Genomic DNA, 13,178 nt, shown 5'->3' with positions numbered 1-13,178 from the left:
AGCCCGCGTAGCGCTATTTTTTGATATTAGGTTAGCGTCATTCTTACATAGGGGCCTTTCCATTCAGCGCCATTGCGCATCGGGCGCGGTAAAACGTCCATTGATACCACGTTCAAACCGGTTTGCTCTTTCAATTCACGGCATTTCAGACCGATAAATTCGCCTATTTCAGCCTCAATACGTTCTTTGATTTCGCATGCTGTCATAATGTAACCTCGATTAATTAACTGTCCTTATTGGCATCATCCATCACAGCCGCGCTAATCAACCCCCCGATCATGTGCGCTTCTGGCGTATTTCCGCCTGCCTTATCGCTCAATGCTTCTAAGGCATCCAGTAGGTTATCTGGCCTTGGGTTGGCGTGGTATAGCTCTGTTGCCTGTTTTAAGTACGGGAATTTTTCTTCAGCCATTCTAAAAGCTCCGGGTTTATTCGTTTATGCTCACTCTCATCGCCCAACATATAAAGCGCGACGGCCTCAGCAAATAGCTCTCGCTCATTACTTGCAGCATAGTAGCTTACGGGGCGCCACCAGCCTGCCTGATAAGCTTTTGTGGAAAGATATTCCAGCTCATCAAGATTAGAATAATAAAGGTGATGTCCCATTTCATGGGTAACAGTACCCGCTACAGATTGCTTTGCTGCATATTCAAAAGCAAATCCCTTAGCGGCTTTCTCTGCTGCGACATTAACCATATCTAGCTGTTTGATAGGTAGCATAGAAAGAAAATCAACATCAGATCCATTCTTACGAATTTCGTCCCATCGTTGTTGCTCTAACGCCCAAGCTGAAATATGAATAGACTGATTTTCCTTGAAGTAAGCCCCTGCGGCAGATGCCTTCATCCCTTCTCGCTCGCTGAATGAAGAAAGCGGCGCAAGGTTGAACTTAGTTAACACATCGCTCATCGCTTGCGCTGCTTCTTTAGCAGATTCAATTGGCGTTCCATCGGGGAAATGCAACTGGTTAGCGATAACACCTTGCATGCCATTTTCAATGTCACGCAGCGTTTTAGCATCAGCCAAAGAAAAACCGGACTTACGTCCGGCTGTTTCTATCTCTTTTAACTGCGCTAGCGTTAGCCATTCGCCGTTATCTGTATACATATCACTAAGCTTAATTTCGCCTGCACGATACATCCGCCCACGCTCAGCGCCTAGAACCTGATCTTGCCGGTATGCTGATTGCTTAGATAACCATTCTAAATATGATGTTTCGGCGGGGATCTGTCCGTCCATCGTTGCGCGCGTGGCACCGCTTAGCTCGCCCTTTTTGAAACCAAGTTCCCGCCATGATTTAGTAACAAACTTTTCGCTGCTGCGGCAGCAAAAATGAATTTTGCCAGGGCCTTGTAGATACGGAATTTTATGGCCGAGCGGCTTGTTTTTGAGTGAATACATTAGACGATCGCGGATCCGGCACTGCGCCGAAGTCATCGTGTCTAACGTGCTGCTCCACTGCTTCGCCTTAATAATATCGCTATTGTTTTTAGCGAATTTCTCGCGCGCTTCCGCGGCCGTATGGTTAACCGCTGTTTTGATAATGCTTGCCGCGTTGGCGCGGCTAACCTGCAAGGCACCGTCTTTATAATCGGCCCCTTTGGTACCACGCACCCGTCGAATAATCGTTTCAACCGTTTCGCCTTGAAGAAAGCCATTACTTACGGCAGTGGTGATGCGCTTCAGGCGGTCTGATTCAAGGTTACTGGCCCAATCCTTCAGCAAGCGGCCTTGGAACGGCTTAGACATTACCGCCGCGTATACCTGTTCAAACGATATGCCAGCCAACGGGAAACGCTCTAACACTTCCGCAGGCAGAAGAGATGAAAACAAATCTAACTGATAGCCGGCTTCATGCTTGGCAAAATCTTTGATTTCGGTTTGCAAGCCAGCAAGCATGCTTTGTGTCGCTATTTCGTTCACCTTTCGAACGTCGCCTAAGAGGCTTTCAAGGCGTTTCACCGTGAAACTGTCCGGCTCTAATTCATCCAGCGCGGCGAAAAGCTTGGCGGATAACTCCGCATCGTTTTGATTAAGGATCTTAATCATCTTTTTCGCTACGCCGGTTGAATAACGGCTTACAAACAACGTATGGGCGATTGCTTCATCGCTAAGTCTTTCGTTTACCGTTGCCATGTTTCACCCTTGATGGCTATTGTGTGCCGTTGCTACCGCCGGCCATGAAGTTCGGGCCTTCGCTGTTCAACTCATCCATAATTGCATTGAAATCCTTACCAGGATCGATAACGTCCATCTTTTGCAGTTGGCGAATAAGATCAGCGATAGGAAGCGCTTTATTCATCCAGGCAGAAACCAGTGCTGTGATGGTCTGCGGATCTACTAACTTGGCGATGAAGTCTTGATTCAGCTCATACTTGATATTCTCTTCAGACTGGCCCATGTAACGCGCGCACCATTTAAGCGCCTGCGTGTAAGCCGCTGATACGTTAGCGCAGCAAAGGCCAAGAACTGACGTAGACGCGGCTTGCTCACCGCTAGATTGCGTCGCAGTCTTCGCTGTGGCGTTCTGCTCAAGCAAGCGGGCGCCAAGCTTAATCATGTAATCAACTTTATCGTTCATGGCTTCGCGAACAATCATATTCGGCTGGCCCTGCATGATGCCGCAAGAGCCTTGCTTGGGTAGCATGATGGGATTACGCGAACCAAAGGCGATGCCGTTTTTCTTAATGTATTCCCGCCAATCCGAATCCGCACCGCTTACCCACGGCTGGGCCTGCCCACAAAAGAAAACGCTATCTTCATAATCGGCAGAGTTGCGGTAATGACCCAAGTTGATTTCGACCAACGCCGATAAAGGCGCGTCGTCGATCACGGCGTCGTTATTCTGAGCGCCAATAAAAGTAAACGGGATCTCGTCCCAATGCGTTTTTCCTTTCGGCTTAGGTTCAATTGTTGAACTAATAGAATACGCGCCGGCAGCTTCACTGCTTTTTGTCCAAATATCGACAAAAAAACGGGAGTCTTTAAGGTACAAAACGCGATATTGAATTTCGTCTTTGAAGCCGAATCCATCCGGTTTTTCGATACATTCGCGCAGAACAATTAACGTATATTTATTCATGCCGCCAATATTTTCAACGCGCCAGTTCGGCACATCCTCGGCCCGATAAGCTACGATAATGCTCTGCTCTCCCGAGGCTGCATAATCGACGTAGAGACCATGGCGGCCGACTTCCAAAACGGATTCGAGCGCGAATTGGGATTGCTGAATAATGCTAGTGTTAGAACCATCAGCGTTAGTTTTCAGCTTATCCATTTTGTCGGGAATTTCTAACGCCGGCGGCTTGCGGAATACCAACCCCTGAAGCCCGATCCGAGTATGCCCCACGATGCCGTAAAACACGGCGCGCTTTAAATAATCCGCGTTTCGCTGCTGATTTAACGCTGCTTTATCGTTCGGGCTCAACATCGGCAGATAAACATGGCCGGCAGCTTTAACAGCGATCGGCCCGCTGCATACATCGCGGTTTTTCTTCCATTGCTCTGATGCGGCTTGATATTCGGGCCGCGTAAAGGTTACATCGTTGTTGTTGCTCATCAGTACGCAGACCCCATGAAATCATTTTCGTAAATATTCTTAGGCCCAAGTGGGAAGAGTTTAATGATCGTATAGCCACCAGCATCGACCGCATGATCGAAGCCGCCTTTTTTATCCGGCTCGCCTGCGTCGTTATAGATTTGGCGCTCTAAACACTTGGTATAGATTGGGCATTTTTTGGTATTAACTTTCATGCGCCGTTCATCGTAGGTATTACATAACATCGAGTTAACCGCGTTGATGCGGTCTTTTACGGCAGGGTTTGAATCGTTAACGCGCACAATAAAGCCGGCGTCTTCAAGCAAAGACAAGTCTGACTGGCTGGCGTTGTTTGATTTTCGGTTTTGACCTGAAGCATCGGGATATACATAAACCTTATGATTCGGATAATCCTTCTTCAGCTCTATGATCATCGCCGGCGTGTCGAATATCTCCATATGCTCGGCCAAGGCGCTGATCGCGTTCTTGCCTTTCCGAACGTACACAACGGCGGCCATATGTTCGACGTTGAAGTCCATCCCGATATGCAGCTCATCATCAGGCTTTATCGTGTCGTCTGTATGATTCAGCGCGCGATTGAAGCAATAATAAACAACGCCTTTGTAGTTCTCGAAACTGGCTTCGTATTCTTGCCGGAATGTTCGCGGATCCATCTTGCGACGGGCCTCTTCGATTTCTTCCGGCGGTACGTTTCCGCCATCCAATGACGTATAAAGCCAGCTTTTATGATCGGGCTCACCACCGTCTTTGCCGTCTTGCCAAGTATCGTAACAATGGTTAAACCCTTTCGGCGTTCCGATGCGTAGCGCATGGCCGCCGCGACGTTCTTCACCGTTCACGTAATAGCGGCAGGATGAAAGCATGGGGCGCAATACTTCTTCCCACGCTTCATATGGGCAATCGGCCCACTCATCGACCAGCGCAAAGAAAAGACCGGATCCGCGCAAGTCGTCGTAGTTGTTCAGGCCAACACATCGCATTATATGGCCGCTTTTCAGCGTAATAACGCATTCGGTTTCGTTCGGCTTGCCAGCTCGCCAGTGCGGCGGGATTGATTGCTTTAAACGGCGCCAGAAAACGCGCTTAGCCTGTTTAAACGTGGGCGCGCAGTACCAGATTTCATCCTCAACACTAACGCCCCATTTCACGGCCAGCCGCGCCGCTCTGCGCATTTCAGCTTTTCCTAAGAATGTTTTCCCGAAGCGGCGGCCGCAAACGGCATCGCGGAAACGGGCTTTAGGCTGCCATCCCCAGGCATAAATATTGGCCTGCTTTGGCGTTAAAACAGGCGCTAAGTTAGAGGATCGGCTCGTCGGGGATTGGTTCATCAGGGCTCACCGTTTGCAGTTGGTAATCTTCTTCGAAGCCTGATCGATCATCCGGCCGGCTAAGCTCGTTGCGTATCTTCTGAGTTTCCAGATTTTCACGCTCAAGGCGGGCGCGTTTAATGGCCTTATCTTCCGGTGATTCAAGCGCCCCTAATGCGCGGGCGATATTCTCCAGCATCTTTTCTTTGCTGATTGTTAAGACTTCGATCCCGTTCTTGGTTTGCTTCACACCGGCATAAGCCAAACGGGCTAGCGGGGATAATTCGCGCGTGTCGTGTATGTGTACGCGGCTAATACCTTCGCCACCGCATTCGGGGCAATCGGGATTAGGTTCACGCGTCTTTAAGTAATCAAGGCCACCAGCGCAGTCGGGCGCGTCTTTCTCGGCACGCTCCGCCTTCTCGCATGCCAACCGGTATTCGTCGGCCGTCCATTCGTAAGCGTGACCAATGCCCCAGCAATGGCGGCAACACCCGCGGCGCAACTCTGAAATTTCATTGGCATCGAGCGTTGCTAATTGCCACATCTGCGCGATAACGTCGGCCGCGGAAACCAGCGATAACTCGGCCGCGGCGCGCAGCTGCTTATCAATTGCGGCTCTAACATGCGGTTTTTGTAGCAACTGATAACCGAGTGTAGAGGCGCTTTTAGGACTATAGCCCGCGCGTAAAGCGGCTTGCGTGGCGTGTTTATCCTTTAGATATTCAATGACAAATTGTTTTTGCTGATCGTTTAGGTCTTCATCATTGATTAATATGGCTGCGCTTTTCGATGCCTGCGCTTTGCGCATTCGTGTTTGCGCAGATTGCGCATTTTTATTCTGCGCAGTTTGCGCAGTTTTTGCGGAAGTCTTTGTGGGCTTCTTGATATACCGGCGGGCTGATGTGTAATTAATTTCTTTTGCTTCACACCATTCTTTCGGTGATACGCCAGTGCTGATGAATGCGGCTAAATATTCCTTTTGCCTGGCTGCCCAATCTTGTTTAGCCATGGCGACTTCTCCAAAGGTAAATGCGCTTTTGCGCAAATCGTAAAAACTGCGCTCTCGCAGCTGTCACGCCGTTTTGCCTGCTCGGGCTGACGTTTCCCGAAAACGTGGGTAAAAAGGTATAAAACTCCCTGCATTGATTGTTTTTGAATAGCCTTGCACGAATGGTCAAATCTATAAATCAGCAGAAAATAAAATAACGTCAGCAAAGCCACCAACTTAAAAACTTTGGGGAAATGTTTTTTTAAATGATGACTGCATCCCGGTATTTAGTTTTATGTCTTTGAGGCAGCCCATAACCACTAGGAGCTTTCCTTTTCTATCAGTAATGATTTGGGCATCAGGACGTAAGAAGAGGTGCTTGGGCTTTACAGACCGTCCATTACTCTTGTTATTCATGGTGGCTCTCCAATAAAAAAGGCCACCAGCGGTGACCTCATGTATTTCGGTGTTCTTTTGGCATTATCACAGGCACTCAGTGAATGCCTGCTGTAATGCCCTAGAGCGGTCAGCGATAACCACTGCCCTATCTCAAGCTCAACCCCGAAAGGCTCTTGGTTTTTTATTGCGCGGAGAAAGCGCGGTGAAATGCAGATGTAAAAAGCCCCGCGAATGCGAGGCTATCAACACAAGATGAAGTCTCGTAAAAACTAATACTAAATAGAATTGCTATAAAAAGTCGCTGGCGGTTTTATCAATCCAACAATAAAACATTAATGATGAACGAGTCTTATTTTAAAATTTCGACTCCATCAATATGCCAGTATGTAGAATAATAAACCCAGTCAATACAAACAGACTTATTTAAAACATAAGACATATTCAGTATTTTAATTATATTCGCGTCAGTAGCTTCATAACTGCCAACGTTTGATTCACTTATTCTGTTCCCTTCCTTATCCACCAGGGTATATCTATAGTCACCCGCGTAGGCGCGTATTTCGGATACATACGCACCACATGCGCGATCAGTAGAATTGTCCGGAGTGACAGTGCTGGCAGCAAATGAAGCCAATGGAGAAAGAGCAATACAGGCAATTAAAATTTTAGCGATTTTCATATCTGACATACCTCTGTTTACTGGATATTTAAGGGCGGGTGGAATAAAAGATTCATTTTATGATTTACCACGTAAAACCATCAGTTTTAACTTGCGGGAGTTATATTAAAAGCTTTTCGAGTTTGACAATAGAAAAGTGGCAACTTTTCTTAGGTTAACTGTCAACAAGTTTTTATCATTGATTTGTATACACAGTAATGCTACTCAATGGCCGGAATAAGTAAGGATTCAAGCCTAATCACATTATCTGAATTATCGTTACGAGACTTATCACTAAAAAAACCAAAGCAGGCACCTACCGTGGGCATGGCACGAAGAACCCACGTAAACCGGTGTATCACGCCATCTGATTGCGAGCCGAAAGCAGAGTTATTCGCATGAGTATCTCTGGCAATATAGCCAGAATTAGGATATACGTCATTTTGCCATTGATAAAAACGGGTTGCACTTTCAATATTCTCCGGGAGAATACGATTTAAAGCTAAATATTCATGAGCCTCTTCCTGAACAGTACGATTTGCAGGACTTATCCGGGCCTCAGGGTTATCCCTTGCATAAGCATCCAGGGATTCCATGCCAGGATAAAAACCTGCATCAGCACGAATACGGTAAAGATAAACCGGTTGATCTGGTGACTGCATGGATAACTGAAGTGCCCGGGCAGTACTCCAGGTGATATCTGAACTTGTGGCAATAAATGCTGAGTCGCGTTCCGAACCTTCAACCTGAATGCATGATCTACCCCCTATATGAGCAAAAACATTTTCATTATTACCCCAACTGGTAAACCCATTTACAAAAATATCGCTGGGTGGTCGGGTATCAAATCTGTATACAAATTTAGGCGGGGCGGCCATTGCAGCTGACTGAATAAGCATTACCGACGCAACAAGAGCCCCCAGCAAAAGCTTTATCGATTTGTACATTATTTCTTCCTCTAAGATGAGTGGATAAAAATCACAACTAATATTTCGTCTGTCCTCCGATTTAAGATTTCAGGGAACACACTGTGTCTTTATGTAATCCTGAAGGTATTTTATTTTTGCCTGGTCGCTGATAATTCCGCCCCGGATACCGAGAACGTTTCGTCCAGCAGCAGGAGAGAGTTCGACGGTGGCATCATGGCCCATGCGGGCGGGGCGGGCGGTTTGGGTTGCGGCGGACATTGGACACTTGCCTCTGACGAGCACCCGGCCACCAGCATCAAGCCTACGGCGTAGAGCGTCAGTTTCAGATTGCGCATCGGCTAACTCCTTTGTGTACTTGGCATCCAGAGCAGCAACGTCGCGCTGCCGGATTGTCATATCAGTGATGGTGGCATTAGCCGTCTTCAGCTCATTAACTTTGTCGTCACGCTGTTTTTTATATTCAGTTGCGTTTGAGTGATAGCAATCGGTTAGAAATGCTAGGGCGGCGATGATAATGATGAATACAGGCGTTAGGTTAATCTTGCTCATTCATCCAATCCCCAGCATGCCAGCGCACTTTCCTGATCGCGTCTTTCCACTTGACCATAACAGCCATTCTTTTGGCCTTTGGTCAGGCGGCAATCACGGCCACCATCTTTAATCCACCAACGGATTGCCTCACAAGCACCTTTCCGATCGCCTGAATTAAGTCGCTTATAGAACGTTGAAGGGAAGCATTTACCGGGGCCGATGTTGTAAGGGCAGAATGATGCAATGCCGGCTTTCTGTGGTTCGGTTAGAGGGACGTGAATATTTCGCTCAACCCAAGCTAATGCCTTGTCCCGTTCTATGGCGTTTACTTGGTCGCATTTGGGCTGCGTTAACTTCATCCCCTGAACGGCTGGCTTACCATCAACCATCGTTGCACCACGGCATATCGTCCAGATTCCACCGACATCTCGGTACGCCGTTAGGCTGTTTCCTTCTTTCTCATTCAGAAACTGGTCAAGCAATACCGGAGCCGATGCACCTGATACGATGAGGGTAATCATTGCCGCGCTTAATTTATTTCTCAGGGATGGATTCATCACTCACCCCTTGAGGCTTTGCGCCTGTCTTCTTTTACCTTGAAGTAGAGATTCGTTAGAAACGTCAGGAGGCCAAATAGCAGGCTTCCAAGAACGCCAAACGCTGCCCACTGTTCAGGTGAGAAGCCATCAAGGAGTTGTTTAAGCCAGAATAAGGCGCTACCGCCTGACGCTCCGTAGGAAATACCTGTTGTGATTTTGTCCATACGTAGCATCGTCTCACCTCCCCGTAGGGTTAGGCGCTGAGTAATTAATTAGGGAATAGCGTCACCCTTATCCATGCCAGACAAGGAATGTGTGAGTGCGGTTGGTTGGTTTTGGATGACGCTAAATGCAAAAAGCCCCGAGCTATTAACTCAGGGCTTCGTGGATTGATACTTATCTTTGGTCTAGTTAGATAACTTGAAACTCTAACCGCTTACCGAGTACCCGCATGGCTTTTTGAACCGCATCGATTTTAGTCGCATGCTTCAGATCGAATAGCCGAGTGATCTCTTGTTTCTTCACGCCCATGCGATTAGCCAGCTCGGTTTGCGTCATGCTGGAATCAATAAAAGCATTAAGCATAAGCACTTTTGAGGCCACGCTAAGCGGCACATCAACAAACTCGCCGGTTACTTCACTGGGTAGCGGTACTTTTCGGTTATCTTCAAAATAGAACTCAAACGCTGTAACTAAAGCATCGAGCGCCATTGATAACGCGTCTTCGCGGCTATCGCCCTGCGTGAGTGCCTCCGGTATATCTGGGAAGCTTACGAAGAATCCGCCGCTGTCTGGTTCTAGATTTACGGGATATCGCATATTGTTATGATGAAGCCTGCAAGTACCAGCCCCTTTCGAGGCTGGTTTTATTACAATCCTAACTGCTTAATGATTGCTTTTCTTAGCGGCTCTTTTATCTCAGAACTGGGATGCCTTGGCATTACACTTCGCTTCCCGTTTAGTCTTAGCTTCAAGTGATTCGTACCATTTGAAACCTCAACCCCCTGAGCTTCGAGCCATCTTCGAAACTCGCTTTGCTTCACCACTCCTCCATTCTGTTGAACATGTTATTATAGTAATCATTTATGTTTACTGTGTCAATATTTTTGATTACTACATATCAGAGAAGAGGATTGAATTGATACCGACCTTCCAGCCGGTTAGGGGGGATTGCAGTCAATGAGACGAACTTACCCACTGTGCGATTGTTTTCTGGCGTCGCACCGGTTATCCAGAAAGCAAAAAGGCCAGCGATTAAGCCAGCCTTTCTTGAAATCACGTTAAACATCTTCACGGATTTCTAGTGTTAGAGCTAGATTATTCTAGTTTTCTGCATTTTGCAAGCAGCAATCGTTACCGGATTGAAACTTTCTTCAAGTTAGTTGGTAACTTTCGCAAGTTCGCGATTTGCCCCCTCTTCGGATGAAAGCAGTTCTGTGATGAGTTGCTCGTAGAATGGCTTTATTGCCTTATCCCATACTGTCGCTGATATTGCATCAGTGTGAGCGCATATAGCCCTAAATGCTTTTTGTGCCGGTATTCGTTCATAGCCACGGCCTGAGCATTGCTTACAGGTATGTTTTACTGGTACACCCTGCCGCTCCGTCTCTTCGCGATTAACGGCCTCACCGCGCCCGTTGCACTTACAGCACGCCACGGATACTTCACCCTTTCCGTTGCACTTCGGGCACATCGTATGGGTAACTTCCTCCGCATACTTCGGCGGCGTTTTCTTTCCGCATCCGGCGTGTTTCATGACCATGGCCTTCGACCTGATAAATCGCGTACCTTTGCAGCAATCGCACTGTTCAGTTCCTGCTGCAGAGCGGCAATAGTCTTTGTATGCAAACTTTGCGAGCGTTTGCACGACCTTCACCTTAATATTCATATCAAGCTTGCGTAAGGCGGCAACCTTATCGCAGTGCTTGAGTCCGTATTGAGTGAGTAACTGTACCGAGCGTTTTTTATCGTTTTCGCTGATGCTCATTTTCCCGTTGAAGGCAGCAAATCCGAGTGGTGCTCTACTCTGCACCATCCCCAAAGCGCACATGACATCAGTGTTGGTTATAGCGTCTGATGCTGTTGCGCGAGGGGAATCGCTGATCTGAGTAGATTTCGGTGAATGAAATTTCACTGTGCTTTCGATATTCATCGCTTACCCCACCTGTTCTTCCCACAATCTCCGCGAGCTGTCATGAATACACCGTTAACTATTGCGTGGTGCTTGGCATCTTTGTCGTTGAGGTATTTGGATATGGTTTCTCTGTTGATGTGTAAGCGTCGTGCTAGCTCGCTCTGATTGCCGTATGTATCGACTAGCATGTCGGGTATGGTTCGGATTTCAGCATTCATGCAGCCTCCTGATTTAACGCCTTACGTTTCGCTTTGTACTCGTCTCTGATGCTCTCAAAGTCCTTTCGTGTGTAATGACGAGCCTCATGCGGCCCCATAAGCCTGTTGAACCGCTCAGTGCCAATTTTCGCAATTAGATTTGGCTGGTATCCGGCGATGTTTCCCGAGAGGTGGTTATTACAGGGGGCGCACTGTTTGTAGCAATTGTCCTCATCAAACCTCAACTCTGGATTAGCGCCAACGGTGCGGAAGTGGCCGGCGTGGTATTGCCCATTATGAAAACGCCCACAACTGATACATGGCTCTGCTGAGTCACGCTCTCGTATGTAGGCGTTGAATTCGGTTTGGGCTTGTTTTGCGAAGTAACTGAGGGGTTTGACTGATAACTTTCGGATTTTAAGTTTGTCTTTCTTTTTCTTCTGCTCTTGTCGTCGCTTGGTTTCTAATGCCTTTATCGCCTTTTCTCTATTCTTTAGGTTAAGTCTGACGCCTAACTCTTCCCCATGTTCAGGACAGCACCATCGTTCATTTTGGAAGCGTGGGATGAACCACTCTCTACAAATTGCACACTTACGTCGGTGACTTTTTATCATTGATTACCCTTCGATTATTTGATGCTATATTGGGAATAAATCCCAAATAGTTATTAATTGATAAGGAATAATTGATGTACAAAACAATCCTCGTTCCAATTGATCTTGATGAAGATACATTGATCTCTCTGGCTGCGAAGCATGTTGAGGATTTAGCAGAACAGAATGATGCTCGTATCCATTTTGTTTCAGTAATTCCGTCCTATCAGTACGCTGCAACGTTGAGTTTTGCATTTACAATGGATGCTCTTAATGAGAGCAAAGTGAAAGATATCGCTTTAACGACACTCAAAGGAATTGTTAGCAAATTCAATATTTCTGATGACAGAATTGAACACCATATTATTTCTGGCGGAACTCCAAAAGATCAGATTCTTAAACTTGCAGAGAACCTAAATGCAGATTTGATTGTCATTGGATCCAATCGCCCGAGTATTGCCACATACCTCATAGGGTCTAATGCTGCTGCCATAGTGCGGCATGCAAAGTGTTCAGTGCTCGTAGCTCGCTAGTTAATGGCCCGCTTTATTCAGCGGGCATTTCATATTTGCATATATAACTCCTATACCCGACTAACAGTGCTATCAATTTAGTAAAATTGCCCCTTATCTAGAAGAAGCTCTGTAGCTGATTGAGGATATTTCCGTCTCTCGTTCCGGCGAAAATATGCTTGATGGCTGCGTTAATCATTGCGTTGTAGCAACGTTCGAACTCATCCGTTTCCATGTTCGCGTATGACAAGCTCTTGGCCTCAGTTCGTATCTCACCATTTAGCCTTACTGTCTGCTCGTAAAAACCAGCGAGTATCGTTAGGTCTTTTCGAAACCGATCAAACTGGCTGTGCTCATCCATATGCTCAAGACCTGCATTGTTTGCACTCCAGTGCTGAAAGCAGAATTTGAAGAAGACGAAAATCTTTTTGTGAAATGTCGGATTGCGAGTTAGCTTGAAATCAGCGGTGTAGACTTCACCGTTTTTGAACTTGGTTAGGCGGGGTAAATCGTGTTCGAACATTGGTACAAAAACGCCACCGGCATTTTTAACCATGTCGATTTGCAAATATCACTCCCCCTTAACCTTGATGCCAGCGGCGCGGATCGCTTTAATTGCATCTTCCTTAAAATTGAACACACCATCTGACCAAACATATCTCTCACCGCTATCGATTTGCTTCAGGCTTGGTAGCTCAACCTCCACCGCCTCGCGGCTTGCTTGCCAAGACTCAAGCGCAACAACCCAAACGAGCTTAAAGTATGACTCTTCAAGCAAGCCTGCATATCTGTCTTGAAACCACGCTTCAAACTGTTCACGACTTGTCAT

The 13,178-nt window shown here is 47.0% G+C and carries 18 protein-coding genes and 1 pseudogene; 1 reads left to right on the top strand and 18 read right to left on the bottom strand.

Features of this window, described 5'->3' with window-relative positions:
- Positions 1-26: 26 nt before the first annotated feature.
- The 16 genes and pseudogenes from AB3Y96_RS09020 to AB3Y96_RS08945 form a co-directional block, all read right to left on the bottom strand.
- The gene (locus tag AB3Y96_RS09020) at positions 27-206 is read right to left on the bottom strand and encodes a GnsA/GnsB family addiction module toxin (RefSeq protein WP_367299004.1); all 180 of its coding nucleotides are present in this window, start codon (positions 204-206) and stop codon (positions 27-29) included.
- Positions 207-223: 17 nt separating this feature from the next.
- A complete protein-coding gene (locus AB3Y96_RS09015) occupies positions 224-412 on the bottom strand; it encodes a hypothetical protein (RefSeq protein ID WP_367299003.1) in 189 nt (62 codons plus the stop codon).
- 641 nt (positions 413-1,053) lie between these two features.
- A pseudogene (locus tag AB3Y96_RS09010) lies at positions 1,054-2,136 on the bottom strand (phage minor head protein); the annotation flags it as partial.
- 16 nt (positions 2,137-2,152) lie between these two features.
- Positions 2,153-3,559: a DUF4055 domain-containing protein gene (locus AB3Y96_RS09005; RefSeq protein ID WP_367299002.1), complete on the bottom strand. Its 1,407-nt coding sequence runs from the start codon at positions 3,557-3,559 to the stop codon at positions 2,153-2,155.
- The gene (locus AB3Y96_RS09000; RefSeq protein ID WP_367299001.1) at positions 3,559-4,887 is read right to left on the bottom strand and encodes a terminase large subunit domain-containing protein; all 1,329 of its coding nucleotides are present in this window, start codon (positions 4,885-4,887) and stop codon (positions 3,559-3,561) included. The genes AB3Y96_RS09005 and AB3Y96_RS09000 overlap by 1 nt, the downstream gene beginning before the upstream one ends.
- Positions 4,856-5,878, bottom strand: a complete 1,023-nt coding sequence (locus AB3Y96_RS08995; protein ID WP_325930175.1) for a terminase small subunit — start codon at positions 5,876-5,878, stop codon at positions 4,856-4,858. The genes AB3Y96_RS09000 and AB3Y96_RS08995 overlap by 32 nt, the downstream gene beginning before the upstream one ends.
- 727 nt (positions 5,879-6,605) lie before the next feature.
- Positions 6,606-6,935, bottom strand: a complete 330-nt coding sequence (locus AB3Y96_RS08990; protein WP_072307711.1) for a hypothetical protein — start codon at positions 6,933-6,935, stop codon at positions 6,606-6,608.
- Between the two features lie 200 nt (positions 6,936-7,135).
- Complete coding sequence (locus AB3Y96_RS08985; RefSeq protein ID WP_072307710.1) at positions 7,136-7,861, bottom strand: hypothetical protein; 726 nt, start codon at positions 7,859-7,861, stop codon at positions 7,136-7,138.
- A 69-nt stretch (positions 7,862-7,930) separates the two neighbouring features.
- Positions 7,931-8,392, bottom strand: coding sequence for a lysis protein (locus AB3Y96_RS08980; RefSeq protein WP_072307709.1), 462 nt, complete (start codon positions 8,390-8,392; stop codon positions 7,931-7,933).
- Positions 8,389-8,931, bottom strand: a complete 543-nt coding sequence (locus tag AB3Y96_RS08975) for a lysozyme (protein ID WP_367299000.1) — start codon at positions 8,929-8,931, stop codon at positions 8,389-8,391. The genes AB3Y96_RS08980 and AB3Y96_RS08975 overlap by 4 nt, the downstream gene beginning before the upstream one ends.
- On the bottom strand, positions 8,931-9,146 hold the full coding sequence (locus tag AB3Y96_RS08970) for a class II holin family protein (RefSeq protein ID WP_004094663.1): 216 nt from the start codon (positions 9,144-9,146) through the stop codon (positions 8,931-8,933). The genes AB3Y96_RS08975 and AB3Y96_RS08970 overlap by 1 nt, the downstream gene beginning before the upstream one ends.
- 178 nt (positions 9,147-9,324) lie before the next feature.
- On the bottom strand, positions 9,325-9,732 hold the full coding sequence (locus AB3Y96_RS08965; RefSeq protein WP_072307707.1) for a type II toxin-antitoxin system HicB family antitoxin: 408 nt from the start codon (positions 9,730-9,732) through the stop codon (positions 9,325-9,327).
- Between the two features lie 50 nt (positions 9,733-9,782).
- Positions 9,783-9,956 (bottom strand): type II toxin-antitoxin system HicA family toxin, encoded by a 174-nt coding sequence (locus AB3Y96_RS08960; RefSeq protein ID WP_061059845.1) that lies wholly within the window; start codon positions 9,954-9,956, stop codon positions 9,783-9,785.
- A 335-nt stretch (positions 9,957-10,291) separates the two neighbouring features.
- Positions 10,292-11,065 (bottom strand): antitermination protein, encoded by a 774-nt coding sequence (locus AB3Y96_RS08955; RefSeq protein WP_367298999.1) that lies wholly within the window; start codon positions 11,063-11,065, stop codon positions 10,292-10,294.
- A complete protein-coding gene (locus AB3Y96_RS08950; protein WP_367298998.1) occupies positions 11,062-11,265 on the bottom strand; it encodes a protein ninH in 204 nt (67 codons plus the stop codon). The genes AB3Y96_RS08955 and AB3Y96_RS08950 overlap by 4 nt, the downstream gene beginning before the upstream one ends.
- Positions 11,262-11,858 carry a recombination protein NinG gene (locus AB3Y96_RS08945; protein WP_367298997.1) on the bottom strand — a complete coding sequence of 199 codons (597 nt, stop codon included), beginning with the start codon at positions 11,856-11,858 and terminating at the stop codon, positions 11,262-11,264. Before AB3Y96_RS08945 ends, AB3Y96_RS08950 begins: the two co-directional genes overlap by 4 nt.
- Positions 11,859-11,932: 74 nt before the next feature.
- On the opposite strand from AB3Y96_RS08945, the gene AB3Y96_RS08940 reads away from it, so the two are divergent.
- Positions 11,933-12,370, top strand: a complete 438-nt coding sequence (locus tag AB3Y96_RS08940) for a universal stress protein (protein WP_072307376.1) — start codon at positions 11,933-11,935, stop codon at positions 12,368-12,370.
- 97 nt (positions 12,371-12,467) lie between these two features.
- Here AB3Y96_RS08940 and AB3Y96_RS08935 read toward each other — a convergent pair whose 3' ends face one another.
- Together AB3Y96_RS08935 and AB3Y96_RS08930 are read right to left on the bottom strand one after the other, a co-directional pair.
- Complete coding sequence (locus AB3Y96_RS08935) at positions 12,468-12,917, bottom strand: DUF1367 family protein (protein ID WP_072307375.1); 450 nt, start codon at positions 12,915-12,917, stop codon at positions 12,468-12,470.
- Positions 12,918-12,920: 3 nt separating this feature from the next.
- The gene (locus tag AB3Y96_RS08930; protein WP_367298996.1) at positions 12,921-13,178 is read right to left on the bottom strand and encodes a hypothetical protein; all 258 of its coding nucleotides are present in this window, start codon (positions 13,176-13,178) and stop codon (positions 12,921-12,923) included.

The organism is Hafnia alvei (assembly GCF_964063325.1).
In the GTDB taxonomy this organism is placed as follows: domain Bacteria; phylum Pseudomonadota; class Gammaproteobacteria; order Enterobacterales; family Enterobacteriaceae; genus Hafnia; species Hafnia alvei_B.
Note: the sequence above shows the minus strand (reverse complement) of the source record. Positions and strands in the feature narration are given on the sequence as shown.